The sequence below is a fragment of the Pseudomonas sp. MF5691 genome (assembly GCF_016405645.1).
GTDB lineage: Bacteria > Pseudomonadota > Gammaproteobacteria > Pseudomonadales > Pseudomonadaceae > Aquipseudomonas > Aquipseudomonas shahriarae.
The window spans coordinates 23,500-43,143 of record NZ_JAEKDC010000023.1 but is presented as its reverse complement, the minus strand read 5'-3'; the positions used below and the strand labels follow the sequence as shown (position 1 = coordinate 43,143).

20 protein-coding genes are annotated in these 19,644 nt (G+C 57.2%); 2 read left to right on the top strand and 18 right to left on the bottom strand.

What is annotated here, in order from left to right; translation table 11 throughout:
• Nucleotides 1–10: 10 nt before the first annotated feature.
• Both JFT44_RS23915 and JFT44_RS23910 read right to left on the bottom strand, forming a co-directional pair.
• Nucleotides 11–3,064, bottom strand: coding sequence for an ATP-binding protein (locus JFT44_RS23915; RefSeq protein WP_198831289.1), 3,054 nt, complete (start codon nucleotides 3,062–3,064; stop codon nucleotides 11–13).
• A complete protein-coding gene (locus JFT44_RS23910) occupies nucleotides 3,039–3,665 on the bottom strand; it encodes a conjugal transfer protein TraT (protein WP_198831288.1) in 627 nt (208 codons plus the stop codon). Before JFT44_RS23910 ends, JFT44_RS23915 begins: the two co-directional genes overlap by 26 nt.
• Nucleotides 3,666–3,847: 182 nt before the next feature.
• Between JFT44_RS23910 and JFT44_RS23905 the strand changes: the two genes are divergently transcribed.
• Both JFT44_RS23905 and JFT44_RS23900 read left to right on the top strand, forming a co-directional pair.
• Nucleotides 3,848–4,039, top strand: coding sequence for a stability determinant (locus tag JFT44_RS23905; RefSeq protein WP_198831287.1), 192 nt, complete (start codon nucleotides 3,848–3,850; stop codon nucleotides 4,037–4,039).
• Complete coding sequence (locus JFT44_RS23900) at nucleotides 4,026–4,301, top strand: type II toxin-antitoxin system RelE/ParE family toxin (protein ID WP_198831286.1); 276 nt, start codon at nucleotides 4,026–4,028, stop codon at nucleotides 4,299–4,301. Before JFT44_RS23905 ends, JFT44_RS23900 begins: the two co-directional genes overlap by 14 nt.
• Before the next feature lie 42 nt (nucleotides 4,302–4,343).
• On the opposite strand, the gene JFT44_RS23895 is transcribed toward JFT44_RS23900, so the two are convergent.
• From JFT44_RS23895 to JFT44_RS23815, 16 genes are all read right to left on the bottom strand, one after another.
• On the bottom strand, nucleotides 4,344–4,730 hold the full coding sequence (locus JFT44_RS23895; protein ID WP_198831285.1) for a DUF6750 family protein: 387 nt from the start codon (nucleotides 4,728–4,730) through the stop codon (nucleotides 4,344–4,346).
• A 76-nt stretch (nucleotides 4,731–4,806) separates the two neighbouring features.
• Nucleotides 4,807–5,349, bottom strand: a complete 543-nt coding sequence (traQ, locus tag JFT44_RS23890) for a conjugal transfer protein TraQ (protein WP_198831284.1) — start codon at nucleotides 5,347–5,349, stop codon at nucleotides 4,807–4,809.
• An 8-nt stretch (nucleotides 5,350–5,357) separates the two neighbouring features.
• Nucleotides 5,358–6,074 (bottom strand): conjugal transfer protein TraP, encoded by a 717-nt coding sequence (traP, locus tag JFT44_RS23885; protein ID WP_198831283.1) that lies wholly within the window; start codon nucleotides 6,072–6,074, stop codon nucleotides 5,358–5,360.
• Nucleotides 6,071–7,450 (bottom strand): conjugal transfer protein TraO, encoded by a 1,380-nt coding sequence (traO, locus tag JFT44_RS23880; RefSeq protein ID WP_198831282.1) that lies wholly within the window; start codon nucleotides 7,448–7,450, stop codon nucleotides 6,071–6,073. Before traO ends, traP begins: the two co-directional genes overlap by 4 nt.
• 9 nt (nucleotides 7,451–7,459) lie before the next feature.
• Nucleotides 7,460–8,542 (bottom strand): DotH/IcmK family type IV secretion protein, encoded by a 1,083-nt coding sequence (locus JFT44_RS23875; RefSeq protein ID WP_198831281.1) that lies wholly within the window; start codon nucleotides 8,540–8,542, stop codon nucleotides 7,460–7,462.
• 95 nt (nucleotides 8,543–8,637) lie between these two features.
• Complete coding sequence (locus JFT44_RS23870; RefSeq protein WP_198831280.1) at nucleotides 8,638–9,345, bottom strand: DotI/IcmL/TraM family protein; 708 nt, start codon at nucleotides 9,343–9,345, stop codon at nucleotides 8,638–8,640.
• Entirely contained in the window at nucleotides 9,342–9,698 is a 357-nt protein-coding gene (locus JFT44_RS23865; protein ID WP_198831279.1) for a conjugal transfer protein, read from the bottom strand. The genes JFT44_RS23870 and JFT44_RS23865 overlap by 4 nt, the downstream gene beginning before the upstream one ends.
• A gap of 34 nt (nucleotides 9,699–9,732) precedes the next feature.
• A complete protein-coding gene (locus JFT44_RS28785) occupies nucleotides 9,733–14,628 on the bottom strand; it encodes an LPD7 domain-containing protein (protein ID WP_374068275.1) in 4,896 nt (1,631 codons plus the stop codon).
• A 48-nt stretch (nucleotides 14,629–14,676) separates the two neighbouring features.
• The gene (gene icmT / locus JFT44_RS23850; RefSeq protein ID WP_198831278.1) at nucleotides 14,677–14,964 is read right to left on the bottom strand and encodes an IcmT/TraK family protein; all 288 of its coding nucleotides are present in this window, start codon (nucleotides 14,962–14,964) and stop codon (nucleotides 14,677–14,679) included.
• A 38-nt stretch (nucleotides 14,965–15,002) separates the two neighbouring features.
• Complete coding sequence (locus tag JFT44_RS23845) at nucleotides 15,003–15,248, bottom strand: hypothetical protein (RefSeq protein ID WP_198831277.1); 246 nt, start codon at nucleotides 15,246–15,248, stop codon at nucleotides 15,003–15,005.
• 36 nt (nucleotides 15,249–15,284) lie between these two features.
• Nucleotides 15,285–15,836, bottom strand: a complete 552-nt coding sequence (locus JFT44_RS23840; RefSeq protein WP_198831276.1) for a phospholipase D family protein — start codon at nucleotides 15,834–15,836, stop codon at nucleotides 15,285–15,287.
• Nucleotides 15,833–17,005 (bottom strand): plasmid transfer ATPase TraJ, encoded by a 1,173-nt coding sequence (gene traJ, locus JFT44_RS23835; RefSeq protein ID WP_198831275.1) that lies wholly within the window; start codon nucleotides 17,003–17,005, stop codon nucleotides 15,833–15,835. Before traJ ends, JFT44_RS23840 begins: the two co-directional genes overlap by 4 nt.
• A complete protein-coding gene (locus JFT44_RS23830) occupies nucleotides 17,002–17,802 on the bottom strand; it encodes a type IV secretion system DotC family protein (RefSeq protein ID WP_307830488.1) in 801 nt (266 codons plus the stop codon). The genes traJ and JFT44_RS23830 overlap by 4 nt, the downstream gene beginning before the upstream one ends.
• Nucleotides 17,799–18,266 carry a DotD/TraH family lipoprotein gene (locus tag JFT44_RS23825; RefSeq protein ID WP_198831273.1) on the bottom strand — a complete coding sequence of 156 codons (468 nt, stop codon included), beginning with the start codon at nucleotides 18,264–18,266 and terminating at the stop codon, nucleotides 17,799–17,801. The genes JFT44_RS23830 and JFT44_RS23825 overlap by 4 nt, the downstream gene beginning before the upstream one ends.
• 36 nt (nucleotides 18,267–18,302) lie before the next feature.
• Nucleotides 18,303–18,794, bottom strand: a complete 492-nt coding sequence (locus JFT44_RS23820; RefSeq protein WP_198831272.1) for a lytic transglycosylase domain-containing protein — start codon at nucleotides 18,792–18,794, stop codon at nucleotides 18,303–18,305.
• 293 nt (nucleotides 18,795–19,087) lie between these two features.
• A complete protein-coding gene (locus JFT44_RS23815) occupies nucleotides 19,088–19,306 on the bottom strand; it encodes a hypothetical protein (RefSeq protein WP_198831271.1) in 219 nt (72 codons plus the stop codon).
• Nucleotides 19,307–19,644 lie beyond the last annotated feature (338 nt).

The following is a 19,644-nucleotide window of genomic DNA, read 5'->3' as shown; positions in this document are numbered from 1 at the left end:
ATTTACTCCCTCAAAGGTTGTAACCGCGCCGGGTAATCAGTTCATTGGCAAGGGTGCGGATCACATTGTTTTCGTCCGCCTCACCAGCCTGTTTCTGACGCAGCGCTATGAGCTTTTCCGCGGTACCTTGGGGGAAGGCTTCGGCCAACATGGCGCGGGCCGTGGCGCCTCCCACTTCCTCGTACAGCAGACGGCGCAAGGCGCTATCGGTGGGTGATGAGTTCAAAGCCCAGAGTTCCAGAGGCCCCAAAGCATTTTTCAGAATCCGCGCCAGGGTGCCGCCACCCTTGATACGAAATACACCCAAAAACGGTACACCACTCCCATCCGAGGCAGGACCTGAACCGGTGCGTTGAAACGTGCGAATCGTCACCTTCGGCACTTTGAAGCGGTCGATCAGTAGGTGTTCGTCATCGGGGTCCACCTCCATCATGAACAACGAGTTGGCCGAACGCAGAATGGCGTCGGGAAAGTCACGCACGTATTGCGAAGACAACACGGTACGAACCCCGAACTTGCGTTGCTCGCGGTCCTGGGTTTCCAGCATCGGGAAGATGAAGGGCACCTTGGCGGCGTTGTGTAGCTCGTCGTAGACCTTCGTTTTGACTTCCTGGTCAAGCTGCTCCAGTCGGTCCTTATGCAAGGGGTGATAAAGCTTGGGCACCGCCTCCAACAAGGCCTCTTTGTATTGAGGCAACACAAAATCACCGCCAGCCACCTGGCCCGCGAACAAGAACATGATCCCGGTTTTCAAGTGCCCGGACTTGCTGTCATCGCCCATCACGTTGTTCAGGTCGATAGCAATCACTCGCGTTCGCGGACTGATTACAAACTGCGTGCGCCCGGCCAGCATCTTGAATTCGTTGGTGGCGTCGGTCATGCAACGGTGCAGGTACTCCAAAAGGACTTCCTGGCTATCATCGCGTTGCACCCGACCAAATGCCCCCTGTACGTCTTCATGGTTCAAGAAGCTGGTCATATCTGCCAGTTCCGGCACCGCCTGAAACTGGGCGCGCTGCGCTTCCTGTACAAACCCTGCTTCAAACAACAAGTCGCGGACCTCATACCAGGTGGTGCTTTCCCACCACTGGGCTGGGTAACGCTCGATCAGGCCACTTTTGTCCAGGGCCGCGTCGACCACAGGTACAACCCCTCGCGTCCAGGCCCTGGGACTGGTTTCAGCATTGGCGGTGTAGGCCATGCTAATGATGCGCTCCAAGATCTGTCGGGTATCACGCTCGTTCGGCGGGTTGCCCGTCGATGGATCAATGCACATGGCCGTGAGCATGCTAATGATCCAGTTACGCTCATGGGGAATTGGGAAGCGAGCACCCAACTGGATATCAAACAGGTTGCGGCAGTGTTTGGTGCTGTTTTGCAGCACGATCCCGACGACTTCATCCTTGCGCTCTGGCGGCAGGCTGTCACGCAGTAAGTCCACCTGACCCTGCATCGAAAAGCCCTTGTCCACACCACCAATGAATGGCAACTGCCGCTGAGCGCTGGACACCATCACGTTACCCAATTTGTTGAGCAACACCGACTTACCCAACCCTGAAGAACCTGTAATCACATTGGTGTGTTTGTTCTGCTTGTTGGTGGCCAGCCCTACTGGGTACAGCTTGCCGTCCAGTGTGGGGAACAAAGCATTACCGTCATCTTCCCAAGCCGAGGCTGGGCGGGTGATCGGCAACAAGTTCAGCGCCTCGGACAGCGGCGGATACAACAGGTGTGGGCCACTGCCTTTGTTGGAAGCAACTAAGGTCGACGCCCACGCCCGTACGGGGTTACCGAAGGTTTGCGTCACCTCACAGACACCCCAGGACTGAAAGGCTTGGGTAAGCAGCGTCAGATTACGTGTCACCGTGGCCTTACTGTCACCCCAGGTAGACGCCATGATGGTCATCACGCACACCGGCTCTTCCTGCTCGATCCGCGTCAGAGTTTCTATGGAGTTCCACACCGGCCGCAGCGCCGGCACAAACGCCATAAAGTCGAGGGTAGATTTCTTGGCCCCCAACGACTTCATGCCTCCCGGCATCATGTCCATGCGTACACGCCACGGCACACCACGCGGCACCAATGCTTTGAGGCGGGCAAAGGTCTGCGGCGCCTGCGGTCCTAGGGTTACTGACAAGGTTCCATGCCAGGTTCCATTGATGCACAGCTTGTTTCCATGGGTTTCCATGTCCTGATTCATCAACTGAAAGTTCAGATGCGGTGCCAGGAAAGGTGTGTGGTCATCACCATTGCGCACGCCATGCGGGGTAATGGGATCATCAGGTAACAATGATTGCCAGGCGTCACTGGTGCCCTCGCGGTCCACCTGCGAGCGCAAAGCCTGGCTCACGGCGTGTGCATCGAGCAATTCCAGCAACACACCCTGGCCGTTATCACCAAATGCGCTTTCCACAGCGCTCAGAAAGCCATCGTGTCGGATCTTCAAGCCGGCCATTTCGGCCAACACTGGGTTTTGCCCAAATTTCGCATTTGGGCTTTGGCCGATCAGCTCTTTGAGGCGTTTGTTTTCATCGACCAGCTCATGCGCGGAGAGAGCTTTGCGCCCGGTGTAACACACCATGTAGCAACGCTCCCGCGATACCCACGGGGCCAGCTTCTCGACGTGTTCATCCAAAATAGGCGTCATGTCGATGCCGGTACGCTTCACGGAAACGTATTGGGGGGCCAACAACCGCTGGACTTCCTTCCGGCCCTGCTCCGGATCGTCTTCAAATACCAGACTGACCTTGTGCCCATGCCGGCGATAGTGAGCCGTCAGCGCCTGAGTCATACGCTCAAGCCGACCACTCCAGGAATAGGGCTCGTTAACTGCTGCAGCTTCGTCGGTATCGCAAAAGCTTCCGGCCACTGCATACACCGTGCAGTAATCACCTTCATCGTTGACCAAGATGTATGGGGCTTTGAGGCCCGGGTGACGGGTCCGGTCATCCTCGGTCAGACGCACGATCGTTTGCAGGTCGCAGTAGTCCGGCAGATCCCGGGACACAGCAAACCGCGAGGTTTCAGTAATCAGGTTTTCAACCCAACGTATCAGGCTCGACATACAAATCACTCCGGGTATAGGTGTCCCAGCTTCGGGAGGTGAGTACGGCAGCAGCGGTTTTCCCACTGGGCAGTAACAACGTCAGGTCATCAAACCTGTCTGGTGGCAAAATCAGGGCACAGCCCGTCAGTCGGGTTTGTAGGGTTAAACGCTTATGAGGGGGCAGACGTTGCAGGGCCATGGCGTACTCTCCCGCTCGCGCCGTGCCCCATGCCTGCTCAACTTCACGTCCATGGCGGGCAAGCCACAGCCATATTCTTTGGCCCTCACGGCGCTGGATTTTGTTTCCGGCCCGGATGGCTATCAGGGCGCGGCGCTGCAGGTGATGCACGTCGCTCATCGCCATCCCAGGCAAAAAGGCCAGAAGCCCATGGGCCGCCGTTGGGCTGTCCAAGTGCCCGGCCAGGTAACAGAGGGTGCAAACGGTATGGGACTCGGTGAATCCGGCCCTTGCTCCCTGCCATAGTTTTTCAGTCCAGAGTCCACAACAGGCGCATCGATCGCCGGCGATGGCCACCGGGACCGGCAACTCAGGGTCGCCGCTGATATCTAGCATCAAGGGCGCCAAGGGGGGTTGTTCATGTTGGATATCGATATCCATAAGCGCTCCTTCTGGATCACTTCAGAATTCGGAAAAGTCGTAGCTTTTGGCTTGCACGGCTAACCGCCGTAGGTTTGCGTCAGAAATACAACGGCTGGACCGTTGTAGTGCACTTGGTCCGGGCTAAACGACAGAAAGCCCAGGAAGGTTTAAGCTGATGGGTATCTATATAGGAGGTCTCTATGAGCGCCCAACTTTCACCCATCGTTTCAGAGTTCGAAACGCAGGAACAAGCAGATAGTTACGACCTTTGGTTTCGCGCCAAAGTACAAGAAGCGCTTGATGATCCTCGGCCTAGCATTCCTCATGATGAAGCGATGGCTCTCCTCGAGCAGCGCTTAGCCGCCAAGAGAAAAGCCCGTGCTGGCAGTTAACTGGAAAGTCGTCGCCCTTGACGACCTCGACGAAATCATTGATTACATCGACCAGAGAAACCCAGTAGCAGCCACAGATCTGCACAACATCATTAAGAAGGCCACGGAAGGTCTTTCAGAAACGGCTTATCACTTCAGATACGGGCGTATTCAAGGAACGCGTGAATGCGTCGTACATCCCAACTACGTTGTGGTCTACCAGGTCAAATCAGGCAGCGTTGATGTTTTACGCGTCTTGCACGCCCGCCAGAAATACCCGTAACCCGTAACCCTGCGATGACCGAAGTCATCGCAGAGTGGTTCCTTAACCCACGTCCACAGGCGACAAGCCAACCTGAGTTTGCGAACGCTTGATGATCTCCGGGATCACGACCAGGCACACCCCAAACAGGATGGACCCGATAATGTGACCGGTTTTGATCTGAGGGTTATCTTTCTTGGTCTTGGCAGCAATCAGCCCACCAATTACAAAGATCACGCCAACGAATTGAGCGACCGTCAGCGCGGATTTTTGCAAAGACTTGGCCCCCTCTGCCGCAGCATCCCCCATACCCGCAATATCATCACCAGCAAAGGCCAATACCGGGCTCGCGGCCATGGCCGCCGTTAAGCCTTTCACCATCCGCTGTCGCATCCCATCTTTAAAAACAGTGACGCGCACAGCAGCCCACAGCAACATGTCTTTGGACATGGCCAACTCCTTATTGATTGATCAGTTTGATGTAACGATTAAAGGTGCGCTTAGGCGCGTTAGATCTCCGGGCGCCTTACTTCATGCCAAGAGACTTTTGCAGGGCGCTCAGCAGATACGGACTGCATACGCAAAAAACGCCCAGGACAAACTTGGTAGTGCCGCTGGATACATCTTGACTGGCTGTAAGCCCTGAATGACCATCCTTGAGAGACCGCTTCCAGGCGAGCATGCCTTGCAAGGCATAAAATACGCCCAGCATCCGCACCAGACTCAACACCGCATTAGCTGCGTCTGCTGCAACACCAAAGGTGCCCACGTCCACGTAGCTAATGGCGTCGAAAGTCGCCCCCTGCCAGCCAAACTGGCGGGCAGCGGCGCCTATCATCTGATCCAAGCCTGCCAGCCCACCACACAGCAACAACACAGCAATCACCTTGCCGCCGCTCTGCGACTGGCCCGGCGCTTTACGGGAGGCACTGGCGTTGGAAGCGAGGTAGGTCACTGCGCCAATGACGGCAAAAAATCCGCCTAGCGTAAAAGCCAGACTGACGAAAGACCCCAGTAGGTTATGGGACAGGTTGACCAACATTTGAATCGCATCATTTCCACCACCCATGGCTCACCTCATTTAAGTGTGCCGGCGCTGGTATGCACTTCACGGGATTGAGCATCGATACGGGTCACGGTCACTTGCCCTACCTGATCCCCTGCTTTCACCGCCCAGGTTCTGTCCTGCCAATACACCCAGGCCATGCCGTTTTGCACCGCTTCCAAACGCATGCCGGTGAGCGGTGAGCGGACACGGGCCGCAGGTTTTGCCACACGCGGCGTGGACACCTGTGCTACAGGGCGCGCCTCCAGTGAAGACAAACGAGCCGACAACACACTGAGCTGCGCTTGAGCTTCGGCCAGTTGCTGTTGTTGGTGTGTCAACCCCGCGCCCTGAGACTTAACCGTTTCCGACAAGCGTCCAATGGCAGTGCGGTTGGTTTCCGCGTAACTGCGAACACCGCCGATCATTGCCGCTACCTCATCTTTAAACTGGCTCCCTCCTGCGTCATAGGTGGCCTGTAATGGGGGTGTAGTCCCAGTCCCTGCGGTGGTAATGCCTTGCTCGTCATGATCTTCCCGAAAAGCCAACTGATTTACCGTGGGGGTACTGTCGGGACCAAATAAGTACCACCCGGCTCCCACTAGGACCACCACAACCCCGATTATCCAAGGTAATGACAGCCCCCCCATCATCGGGCGTTGCCACACGCCCTGATCAGCTGATTGGGAAGAAGATGCCGAGACAACCGGCGACACCTTGTCTTCTGCTGTAGCACTAAACTCGCTCATTGTTGATTCTCCTGTAGCCTGCGTTGCGCCTCGATCCGCGCCTGCGTCTGCGCACGCCATTGATCCGCCGACTGAGGTTGGGTTGGGGCCTGGGGTTGAGGTTGTGGCGTCATCACTGCCTGAGCCGGAACAGCGGACTGCACCGCTTCCCCGCTTCGCCCTGGAGCAATTGCATCGCCGGCATACACACCGCGCATGAACTGAATGGCTACCACCTGGCCCTTGAACACGTTCACTTGGGTGGCGGGGGTGCGAGAGGCATCCTCAGTTAGCACTTTGGCAGCCTGGCTAGCAGCGCCACCAAGAATGGCTCCGGCCACTGCTGTTCCATCTGGTGTCCCTGGTCGAGCAACCTGAGTGCTAAAACCGTTACTTACTACCTGGGTATTCGCTTGGGTGTACATGTCACTAATGTTGCCGATGCCGCCCAGTATTGCCGGCAAGACAATGCGCGACATGTAGCGGTGGTTCACCTCAGAGGCCACGTTGGCCAACAGAGTGTCATCTTGAAGTGCATAGGCATCCACTTTGTAGTTGATGCCCTTGAAGGCCATTTCGGTGAAGTGGATGACCACGCCGTCGCCCTGCAACCTGGCCCCATCAGGGGCTTTTAACACTGCACCGGCATAAGGTCCGGACAACTTGCCGAGAACCGGCGTGGTGCTGTTGTCCGAATCAACCCCGATATCAATAACCCCTGCTCCCCGCCAATACGGCGGCACCACTTCCACTGCGGAATAAGGTGCATCGCCGCCGCTCTTCATGGAGGCCGTTTGTAACCTGGCGCCACCTGGAAGGCTTTCACTCCAGCGATCATAGTTGCTTGCAGTACCAACCATTGTGCCGCCAGAACCACCCACGCCACTGCCCCCCCCAATCACCTCGGCAACCTGTAAACCGCTGAGCTTTTGTTCTTCAGTCTTAATTACGGGGTTGATTCGAGCCAGCAGCTTGGTCAATGCCTTCTGACGCGGATCGTCCTTCTGGTCTCCACTTTTTTGGGTCTGCTGCTGACTGCTGCTACTGCGCCGGGACGTGGTTTCCCGTTGGGGAGCGTTTTTTGCGACCGCTACAGGTGTTGCCACCGTCTGTTGCTCCATTGGAATACTGGCAATAAAGCTGTTGTTTTGGGTTTTAGCCGCAGCAGCCCCGTTCTCGTTGTATTGGTTTAACAAAGCGCGGTAAGCCGCGCTTTCCGTGCTGGTTGTACGTGAGGCCACCGTCACACGGGTAAGGTCAAGCCGTGATTGTTCCGGGGGAGGACTGGTGAGCCAGGTCCACAGGAAATAGCTGCCCCCCACCACCGCCAGCACGGCCGCGCAGATCAGCCCCAGCGTGAGCTTTTTGTCATGTTTTGCATCGTTTTCGTTTGCCATGATGATTAATTACTCCAAGGCTACGTTGAGTGCCGCTGTTTGGCCCATTACTGAGAACGATACGTAGGGCGTCACCGGCAATTTCCAAAGGTGCGTGCCGTCTGCCGACGACAGCGTTGCCTCGAATTCGTCGCGGATATCGGCCCGCGTGCGGATGTACAGGTCATCGCCCAGTTGCCAGACAGAGGTATCGGGTACTGCACCGGTCGTTTTCAGGCGCCGGGCTTCCTTGGGCGGAATGCCATCAAGGAAGGCCTGCAGCGTGCGGTCATGCAGCCCGATACGGGTTTCAGGCGCAGCGCCTGGTAGAGCGGCTGGCCCCCGGCTGGGAATGCGCATGTCCAAGCGGCTATCCACCGTCCAAATGCCCGCTTTTGTATCGGGCTCCCCGCTGGTGACGTTAAGCACAATCGGCACCGCCAACCCTTCCAGGTAGACGGTGACGTTGCCGCTGCTAAAAGGCTTATTGGCCTGTACCACCATCACCGGGCTGTTCGGTATCCAAAACACCTTGAAGTCAGGGTTGCCACTGATCGGCGCTGCGCCTAGTTTCCAAGGTGCTCCAGTACTGTCCATCCAGCTCAACGAGCTGGGGTAATTCACGGCAGTACGTATAAGCGGCAAACTGGCTCCAGGTGACAAATTCACGGTCAATGCGCTGATCCTTGGCACTACCGTGACCTGTGGTGCAGCGATAGCCTGGTTAATATCCTCAACCTGCCCTCGCAACTGACGAATCTCTTGCGGGGTCAGTGGTGAAACCGTCTCTTGTGCCTGCTGAAACAGCGGAGACGGTGGCGGCGGCAATGGATCGTTGCCCGAAGGCAACGGGGCCGCCGCAGCTTTCCCTGTATCGGGAACTGGCCCAGCCTGGCTGGGAATGCTGGCTCCCGGCGCTGTTGAGGTAAGTGAAGCCCCCGATACCCAGCCCGAAGGCGTCCCCGTACTGGAGGGAGGAGCTGCAGCGGGTGCCGTTGCTGTGGTTGTAGGTTCGGCGGATGCCGTCGGTGTCGCCTGCCGGCTGACGGTTTCATTCGCCCAGGCGTAGCCGCCTGCTGCCAGCCATAAGGCGAGCGCAAAGGTGGTTTTCATAGGGTTCCCTCGTGACATCGAAGACCTAGGGGTCAACGTGCGTAAAGCCTGTCGGTTATTGAGCTGGTGTGAAGGGGCGGCGCACCGTCCTCGCCTCAGTTGGTATTGCTGGTGATGACTTGCGTCACTTCCAGGCCGGCGTTTTTCACACGCACGTCGGTGCGCTGGATACGTTGGGTAAAGATGAAGTGCAACGGCGGGCTACCGGACTGTTGCCCATGCAATTTCAGAGTGACCGGGTACTGAAACTCCCACACATACCGGCCACCTAATTCGCCTTTACTACGTATTATCCCCGGGCCCACATCGACCGAAAGGTTCATGCGCTGTTCCTTGACCGCCTCTAGCACGTTCGAAGTCGTCAGGGCCTTGTAGTAGTCCTGGAAACCTACTTCGGAATAACGCTCACCGAGGCGGGTCATCTGGTCGCGGTAATGCACAAAGTCCAGGGTGAAACTCTCGCGGATCGTGTCAGCGCCAAAAGCTGCCACGTCGCTCATGCCAAAACCGGGCTTATCCAGCGGTATGACCTTGGTCACTCGCCCGTTTTCAGTGGTGAAGTACTTCACGTCGGGATTAGCGACTTTCCAGACAAGAAACCCATTTATGCTCACCGACAATACTAGGGCGGGGCCAAGCCACAGCACGGCCGTCAGACAGCGGTGGGCAAACGCGGCGCCAATTTCTCGTTTGTTCTGCGCATTTACCGCATGCTTAAACGTCTCTTCATCCGCCGCCGAGGCTGTATTTGGCTCGACAGGCGGCTGATCGGACTGAACCGAATTATCAGGGAATGAGTTCACAACAAACCTCCATGGGACCGCCAGGGATCAATGGTGCTAGGGATATGGCTATTGATTTTGTCCACCGCTGCTTGGCATATCTGATCGGCTAGCTGGTTCAGCAAATCCGACAGACTCGGGAATGACGGCAAGCTGATGCTGGTGGTGCGAATACGTGCCAAGCAGTCCTGGAGTTCATCGGAGACGGTGCGCTCACGCTCTGCCCATACATCCGATGCCCGTTTGGCTTGCTCGTAACCGGCTTGACTGCCTGCGCTGGCCGCTTGGCCTGAGCGGCAAATCGCTGCATTTCCCACAACTGGCAAGCAGCACAAAGCCGTCAGCAGTGCTGCGCACATGCTTTTCTTGAACATAGTGAGTACCTTTGCTGTTAGCGTTTCTTCTTGCTCAGGCCGGGCGTGGATCGTTCGGCTGTGCTGCCGGTGCCGCTGTGGGTGCTGACTTTGGGAGGGAGTTGTCCTCCTTCCAGCGCTCATCAAAGCCCAACCGGGCATGCAAGGCGGGGGGGATATCGGCAGGCGCATCAAGCTTGGCGATGCGCGTTGCGTTGTCGCCTTCAAGCTTGAAGGCGATGTTTTCCCGAGAAACTGGCACACCGCCTGAGCGGTTAATGGCATTGCCCGTGCCAATCGGCACAAGCCCCTCTGGTGTAATGGCGTTAAACACCATCGGCGGCGCGTCCTGAGTACCAGGCAAGCTAACCAACACATGCTGGAACTCATTACCTTGACGCACCACACCTTGCAGGTAAGGGCCATCACCGCGCACCAGAAGCATGTCCAGGTGCCCGTCTTGCGACCAACTGCTGATCACCGGTTGCCCTGCTGACTTTCTCGGGTCAATAGCCGGACGTTGCGCCGACAGCTCATCCCCAGCCTTTGCACTGCCCTGGCCGTTTGGGGTCATCCAGTACAGGCCCTGAGCGGGTGGTGTGGGTACTGGCAGGTCCAGTCCCAGACGGTTAATCACGGTTTGCTGTACTACGGCAAATCGGGCTGCGTCATAAGGAGCCAGTTTTACCCCCTCATCCTGACCGGTACGAACCGTTGCAGCTCCCTTCACGGTGAGTGCCCATTGGTTGCGATGGGCATTCTTGTCCTCAAAGTGAGTCGTGACACCGTGCTCATTTTTGTGTGGAACCTTAACTACGACCGCCTCTTTACCCAACCATTGCAATGTCACCATTTTCCCTGGCTGAACACGGGTTTCACGCATCAACCCTGCCAGCTCCTTGCCCCAAAAGGTCTGCGTACCAGTTTTGGTGCGCAGCTTGATATAGGCAGTTGGGTCGTTACTTTTATCAAAGTGGTACGGTGCCATTCCGCAATCCATCACTTTCCCTACAACGCCATCCTTGGCCTTTTCAGCGGGTTGGTGAATTTCCGCGGCAACCCCTTTAGGTTGTGCAACGACATTTTCAGGTGCTGGCTCAGCCGCCCGGTGTGGCGCGGCGGGCTGTGACACGGTGCCCATTTTTTCATCCACTAACACTGGCGCAGCTTGAGGCGGTGGCGGCACCGCCTCTGGCATCACGAGACTAGGCTGAGCAGGAGCTGGACCGAATGCAGGCGGAGCCTCGCCGGCAATGGCATCGCGTACCACAGGTTCTGTCGTTAGCGCTTTACGGGCGTCGTCCAGCAATGCCCGTTGAACGGGATTTTTCATCTCGACGTTGATCTGATGCTGCGCAATCAAACCGATCGCCTTGGCCTTGAACTCATCACTGCCGGTCAGTTCGATTCGGCCGCGATAAAATTGCGCAGCTGTTAGCAGTGCCGCGATGACTTTTTCATCACTTTGCCCGGCCCCTGTGGCCATCTCCAAGCGCGCGCCATGGTCAACAAACGCGGGCTCACCATCGAGCGTGTAGAGAACCGTATCACCCTGCATCTGCCTATCAATGCGTGCCAGCAGTGCATCCAGATCCATATGGCTGATCTGTGGCTCGGCCTCCGTTCCCCTTGGCCGTGGGGCACCGACAAGGATTGCATCTACTTCGGTCACGACGGCAGGAGACGGATCATTACCTGTCCCGCCTGCCGGCCGGGACATGATGGCTGGATCGTCCGAAGGTAAAAGTGCTTCATGCTCCAGATTTTTTGCTGACGGTGCAGGAGCCAATGGCGTGGTGTCATGAGCAATCGACTCTACTTCTGACTCCAACTCCCGACGCTCAGTGGTCTGCACCGCGGGTCCAGCACCAGTCTCTGCGCTGCCCGGTGGTGCAAGGGGAATATTCAATTGTTCCTCAGCGCGTGGCTGCGAACGAGTCGTTTCATCGACTCCAATCACCCGCTCCAGTGTTGCTTCGATTGCTGCCGGATTACTCAGCGGCGCGGAGGGTACCAGTGGCTCCGATACAATCGGCGCTGCTTGTGGCTCGACAAACCGCCCGGCTGACGGCTCTGGTGCAAGACCGGCCATTTTGCCAATAGTGTTTAGTCGCTGGGCTATCGCCTTGGCTGTTACGCCGTCTGCGTTGAAGTCGTGGGCAAACCACTGCCATTCACCGCTAGCATCCTTAACCTCGATCCGCCAGTGACTCGGTTGTTCACCTGGCGCTGTTGGCCTGTCTTGCTCGTCACCGGCCTCGTAACTACCTTCGGTAACAACAGGGAGAGTTCGTGCTTCTCCGCTCCACTGCGCCGGTAAGGTCGACGCACGGATACCCGGTACAGCTTCCCCGAACGCCTCACTCGTCGCGGTAACAACTCGGCGGGTCAACAACTGGTGGGCGAAACTGGCATGATCGGGGTGATTGACTGCAAGCATAAGGCTTTCGGCCAGTTGTCGGTCACCTGCAGACACGCCCGTCCGCGTCTGTGGCAAGGAGATGCCTTTTTCTTCCATGCTGGCCATCGCTTCGAGCTTGGCCGAAGGTGTCCATTCGGGTGCAGCTCCATCCCTGACCCACGACGTGCGGCCCTCCACTTCGCCTGTGCGGTTGTCTATAACAGTGGTATCTGCTTTGCTGAGGAACACAGCCAACGCTTCGGCGGCGCTATCAGTTTCACCAATCACTACCGTTTCAATGGGCTGCGTGAATGTGTCACGACGCTCAATAATCCAGCGCGGGCCGTTCACTGATTTTTCATCCTGCGCTACGGGACTTGCCAGCGTAGCTGGCTGTGGCTGAAAGCGCTCCAGGTCAATCGTCGCCGGTTGGCCGTTATGGGTGAAGGTCAACGGCGCTGGAGCAGCTGGAGTGTCCTGCTCAATCGCTGCCGCGGGTTGCTCGATCTGCGGTTGTAACTGAAAGCGCTCCAGGTCAATCGTCACCGGTTGGCCGTTATGGGTGAAGGTCAACGGCGCTGGAGCAGTTGGAGTGTCCTGCTCAATCGCTGCCGTGGGTTGCTCGATCTGCGGTTGTGACTGAAAACGCTCCAGGTCGATCGTGACGGGTTCGCCGTTGTGGGTGAAGGTCAACGGCTCTGGAGCGGCGGGTGGTAATACGGAGTCTACAAGGGCTGAGGTATCAGCCGAATCTAGAACATCTTTCTCTTCCTGCATGGTGGGCACCTCATTGTCATGGGCCAATACCGGGCCAATCTGGTTGCGCAGGGCATCCAGTCCCCGGGACAGGTGAAGGTCGTTAAAGTCGGTCAGGCCACGGGCCTTTTCTTCATCAGTGAATGCTGGGTACAGAACCTGACCGCCGACCTGCTCAGCCGCCGCGGTGGCCATCAACAACCCCTTGTTCTCCTTTTTGGCGTGATCGAGGTCCGCCAAGAACACATGCCGGCTATCGGGCATTTGCTCATGCAAAACCTTGGCGACGGCCACCATGTTTCCGGCATCAATGGTCATCACCACCGGCAGGCCCGTGGCGAGGTTCGCGCTACGCGCCGTGGCGTAGCCCTCGGCATAAAGCACCGGTTGGCCAGGGGTCAGCGAGCCACCCACAACCAGAAAGTGCCCTTGCTTAGGCGCATCTTTAAAGAGGTACTTCTCCCCGTCCGGGGGGATGTACTGCAGTGTTTTGAACGTTCCCGAGGCATTAAAAAACGGCACCACCAGGGCGCCGTTTCTTGTTTGGCGTAGGTCGGGCGTAGGGGGGATTCCCTTACGCACCAAGTACGGGTGCGCGGGGTCTGCTCCAGGCAATCGGTCATAGAGCCTTTTGGCAGCCAGGGTTTGCTGGGCATACAGTTGCTCGCGCACACGCACTGCATCTTCCTGCGACTGGCGGGCGGCGGCGCGGATATGTAGACGTGCCACGGGGTCGGATTCCCCTCCCCTGGCACTCCATTTGGTCACTGATTTTTCCGTTTCGGCCCGGTGATAGTTGATAAACCACCCTCCAGGGCGACGATCCAAAAACCCTCGGTACACACCGCTTTTATTGCCCTTTTTATCTTCTACGGTGGCCACTCGATGCCGCTGGCCATCCATCACCGGCATCCCTTGAATCACTAGCCCTTCACGGGTCAAGGCGTCCAAAAACTCGGCCTCAGGATCACCGCCACCCGACCGAATGCTGGTATCGGGCAACCACTGCGCAAGACGGTCAAGGTCTGCGCCCGGGCGGGCAAACCACAAGCTCGACTCTTTGTCCCATCCGATTGCCGACTGACCGTTTTCAAGCTTTCCAGCCGCTGCGCGAACAACCTCACGCGCGTCATGTGGCACGGCCAGCCAAACCGGGTACTCGGAGGTGTTGGGGGTGGTTTCTAATTTGAACTGGGCATCGTCCGACGCCGGAAAGATCTGCTGTGACCGGCTGCGGTCATGCAGGCCCTCGGCAACCATTGTGGTGACGTTGATGAGGTCGTGGATCTGCATTGGTCGGGAGCGCTCGATGCAGGTTTCACGAAAAGATTGCGCGCCCCCAATGGCATTGCCGTACGCAAGTGATTCGATATCCTCACAGGCAAAGGAAAATACTTCCTCAGCTTTGCGCGAGTCGCTAATCCCGGGGTAAAGCTGATCAACCTTAGCCCAGATACCGGCCATACTGGGCTCGTTGCGAGCCCCAACAATCCCGTCTAGGACTGCTCGTTTTTCGGCGGGGTTGAAGGTGTTGATTCCAAAGTGTCCAAGGACTTCGTGCCTAAGAGATCTTTTAAACTCTTCGTCCGAACCAAAGTTGGAAGTGGCGAAAAGGACTCGTCCTCCTCCTGGATGAAACGAACCGAGGATTGTTCCTGCGGCTTCTCGGGTGGCGTGCGGTCCATATAGTTCCTCCTGGGTTTCTCTGAGTTTGTAGCCAAGGCTGGACGCTACTGGGTAAGTAGCACAGAAATCTATTACGAGTGCCTTGGCATCATCAATGGATAATGTCATTCATCATGCCTCCGTTATTTACTCCCAGCGCAATATCTGCGCTCCTGCTCAATCCCCTTCGGTAAAACGCCGGTACCACCAGGGCCGACCGGATAGCCGTTTACCGCGCATCAAGTGGGTCAATCGGGTGACCAGCACCTTGAGCGTCCAGCCAAATAGCGACAGCAGCCGAAAGCCGCCAATAATGGCGCTGATAACAAAAATCGTATTCAGCGATGGGAAGCGAAACCACACCAGGTACAGCAAGAACAACGGTGCTGGAATGCCATAAACATTAAGAGGGCGTGAGGCGTTGCGCCAATACCCCGGTTGAAGGAAGTTTTGTTGATCAGCCATAGATGGCTCCTTCGTGGTAAAGGCTTGCGCGATCCGCGTTAGCCTGATTCGTGATCCCCCTTCCCTGCCGGTGCAAATTCAGGGAATTCAACCAGCAGTGCCGTGTTGCCCCTGGCGATCTGCTCCATCACCGCCAGGGTGATGTGTTCACGCACCACTCCGGTCGAGACGAAATACATGGCCCAAGCTTGCTCTGGCGTGCAGTGGATGATCTGTTCTTCAACGGCCTTGTATTCTTTGTTTTCATCCGACTCCAAGTAACATTGGCAATCGTCTTCACACATGATTGTTCTCCTCCCTAGAACCTCTGTGACAACCCTTTAGTAGGTCAGCTGATAAGGCTGACCCTGCTCCCAGCGTGATTGCCAATGTTCCAAATACACACTGGCCACCGCCGGAAAGCCCCACAGCACCAACGCGTTTTCGCTGTTGGCCTTGGCTGCCGAGGTCGAGTAGTTAAACGAGCCGGTTTCCACGTTCTGCCCGTCGCTGATGATCACTTTGTCGTGCTGGATCTTGTACGCGGCATTCGTCCGCAGACCGATTCCAGCCTTGGCCAACAGGTTCATGGCGGCGCGGCTGGCCCTGCTTTCGTTGCCATGTGCGTCAAGCACCACCTGGACATCAACGCCACGCTTTTGCGCGGCGACCAGGGCTTTAACGACCTTGGGCGACGTGAAGCTGTAACCCATCAAGCGGATCTGATGCTGGGCATCCTGGATCACATTGAGTACCAGTTGCTCAGCACTTCCTTCCGGAGAGAAACCGACTTGTATCTCTGCCGCCTGAGCCGTTAACACCAGGTTAAACAGCAACGTCGAGAGCATCAGGCCACGGCTGATCGGGCGCGTTAGTGCCGAAAATCTGCTCATGATCTGTCTCGCTTTTCCAGTTCGCGCAACTGAGAAGCCGACATGGCCACCGCCAATTCTCGCCGGTCAATCCGGTTGCCCTGGTAAAGCCGCCAAGCATGATCGGCAAAGCGACGTTGCTCAGTACGAATAATCCCGTCGATATGCTGGCCCCACTGGGTGTATGGCATCCCGGCCAGTTGGGCACGCAGCGGATCGTCGAAAAGGATGTATTCGCGCACCGCCTGACGCTTGCCATCCGTGGTACGCAGTAGCTTTTGCACGACGATGTACTGCAGTACCCCCAGTAGATCGCGGGCCGTCGCTTCACGCATTTCAGACGGCACCATCGTCAGGCACCGGGGAATGGCTTCGCCGGGGGAGTGAATGTGCAAGGTGCTGAGATTGAAGTGACCCAACTGGCCCGCGAGAACGCCCGCCTGAAAGGTCTCCAAGTCCCGCATTTCCCCTACGCCGATAATCGACGGCGCGCGGCGCAGGTGCGCCCGTATGCCTTCGGCATAGCTCGGCACATCACGGCCGATCTGCAACTGAGTCGGGAGCAAGACATCACCCGCACGCCCAAGCACGAACTCAATGGGGTCCTCCGTCGTGGTCACTTTACGGTCAGGGTCCGTGTCCAGGCAGAAGCGATAGATCGAGGCTGCCAGGGTGCTTTTCCCTGACCCGGTAATCCCACCGATCAGCCCTAATCCACTGGCCGGCAACAACGCCTCGAACAGGTCATCCTCAAGGCCCAGCTGTGGCAGCGGTGTGATATCTGAGGGAATAACCCGCATCGTCAGAGCAATGGTGGTATCAAGCCGTCCAGCGGTGGCCTGTACAAAGTTGCAACGGAAGCGCAATCGCTCCCCGCGCTCCAGTCCATAACGCTGATACATATCACCATCCAGTTGCAATGCCCGGTCTACAGGCCGGCCTCCTCGCACCGTCGCCCGGATTTCCGGGTTGAACACCTCATCGAGCAGCTTGGAAAAGGTGTCATCAGCCAGCACGAACGAACTGGCCTGGCGCAAGCGGCCGTGATGCCCAACCACCAGATGGTTGCCGCCCTGGATATGGATATCACTGACGTTTTTTCGCGCACACCAGACGAAAAACTCGCGTAGTGAGGTGCCGGTCAATCCCCCGTCAAACGAATAAGGCTCAAAACTCGTAGCCTGGGTCATGGCTGCACCTTCCGTATCACCGGCCGCCACTTGGTTTTATCAGGGATAAACCCGGCATTTTCCTTGAGTTTGCGCACCCGGTCGCCCGTGGTGAGCTTCTGCCGATCGCCAGTGACAGTCTGCTGTTGGTCCGTGACCACTGGCGCCGTGATGAAGCCTTGGCGCAGAAGCTGCGAGTACAACAACATCCCCCGGTAATCACGGGTCAGGCGATTGAAGTTGGCTTCCAGTGTCTGGTCGGCACTCAACCGCCCTTCACCCCAACCCTGGCGAATTGCCGCTTGCCAAAGCCCCTTCTGCACACTGTTTTCAGGCGTTACCGATAACGCCGCATCGGTGGTGGACGATGCCAGCCCAGCCATCAACCAAGTGCGCCAGGACGGAGGGTTACTGACAAACCGCTCTGGAAGGATAATTTCGTAAACATGGCTCGCTGTGCGGATCTGCCGTGGCGTGATGTGCGCCACGTCCACCGCCTCATCGATCACGGGTGGGAGCCAGCCCTGGCGACTGATAAGGGTGCGAAAGTCGTAAAGACTATCGAGACGCCCTATCTGGCCGTCCAGCGCCTGACGTAACTCCCAGGCACGCTCAGCCTTACCACCACGAAAACCTATGGTGCGCCCTGATTCCTCCAGCAACTGGCGGCGAGACTCAGACACATCCTCTGACGCCGGGCGGGCAGGAACCAAGTAGCTCTCAACAGGCGGCGGCGCATCAGGTGTCGTGGCGGGTGGTGTGTGGGCACACCCCTGCAAGCCCTGCAATAGGGCCAGCGTCAGAATGGTTTTTTTCACTGACGCCCCCCTGCCTTCTTCTGAGGCTCGGCCTGTGCAAAGGCTAGGTTCAATTGCCCTGGAAGCTGGGTCAGCGTGGCACGCCATGCCGTCTGCATTTCTACCAGGCGCAATAGATTCTGGTAGGTAATGCCGTTGACTTTGATGTTAACGGGCAAAGGCAGGCGAACACCGGTCCAGGTAAATTTCTGGCCACGCTGGAGAGCCAGGTGGGAAAGCAGCTCGACCGCATCCGCGCTCCAGTCAACCGCTACCAGGTCGCCCTGGGTACGAATCGCGTCAGCCGGTAAGGCAGAGCGAGTATTAATAACGCCCTCCATCCACAGCGTTTGTTGCTGGGCTGGGACCTTAGCAAGCACCACGGGCGGTGCAGGGGGAGGCGCTACAGGTTTCTTTTCGCAAAAAGACTGACAGCCGGCCAGCAGCAAAGCCACCGCAGGCGCAGCAACAAAAGAGAGCTTCATCAAGGGTCTCCTGACACCCTGGACAGGGTGCAGTAATTAACGGATTGCGAGGTTGCCCGGCGTGGCGCCAAGCGCTTTGAGGCGGTTGTAAATCGCCCTAATGCCCTGCGCGTAGCGCAGGCGTTTGTTTTCTTGTCGAGCCGAGGGATGAAAGCCGGCGTTGTACGACCCGAGGCAACGCCAGGTGTTGCCACACACCCGAAGGTGGCGGGCTAGTACCCAAGCTCCTACCTGCACGTTGAAGCAGGCATCAGCCAGCAGGTCTTCCGGGCGCTTGATCAGCCCCAGGCGGACCAGCCGATTAGCGTTATCGGTATTGATCTGCATGACGCCGTAATCGGAACTGATGATTTTTCCGGTGTCGTCCCGATTATGGTTCACAGCCCCCTGCCGCAGGTTGCTCTCCCATACACCAATAGCCTCCAGTAACAGGGGATCTTGCTGATAACGCTGGCCTGCCTCTTGAAAACAAAACGCCGCTGCCGGCAACGGTATCGATAACGCCAAGATGAGCCATAGCGAACGCATGGCTAACCTCCAGAGCTAGGCGCTGGCCTTATGGGAGGGTTGACGGCGGGCACCTGGACTTTTGCAGGCAACGGTGCCGGTGCCGTGAGAGGAGCAGTGTTTCGCACAGAGCTGGTCTGGTGTAACCGGGCCTGCGCCTGACTCAGTGAGGTAGCGTTTTGCACAATCTGCTCATCCACCCACTGTCCTGCTGGCACCTGGGCGACCTTTGGTGCGGTGGTGTTGCATCCCGATAGGGATATGAGCAGAACGGTTAGAAGTAGTCGCTTTTGCATAATAGCCTCCTGAAATGACTATTTTTTTGAGTCATCAATCAGCTTTTGAACAGCCACTTCCAAGTAGTTATCGATCAGGTATCGAGCTAGCCCGGACGGGGACATTTGCTTAGGGCTGTTGGTTTCGTAGCTGACCTTAGTAGCGGCCTTATTCAGTGCCTCCACTCTGATTGCACGGACGTAGACGCTGGTTGTTGTTGTAGTTGCGGACATCGCTTCATCTTCTGGTAGCTCCATGGGAACTCCTATGGGTTGGGAAAGCGCAAAAACACCGCCAGGCAAGGGCCTGGCGGTGAATACAAATTAGATGGGGTGAGAATGGTGACCCCCGCCTCGCTACTGGCGGCAGGCGGGGGTTGTTGCGTCAGCGGTGCTGGTCAGTTACCCGCTGCTGATTGCAGGGCTGGCCGTTCGTCTTCGGTGCGGGCTTCGAGCTTCCTTCTCACAGCGTCAAACAGCATCTGTTCGCCATGGATCACAGGTCCTTACAACATGCACGCTACAGCTCTGAATGCCCTAAGTGATTGGGGCAGGGTGCATGAGGTCCGGCGCTCCTTTAGCCGAGGCTCAGAGCA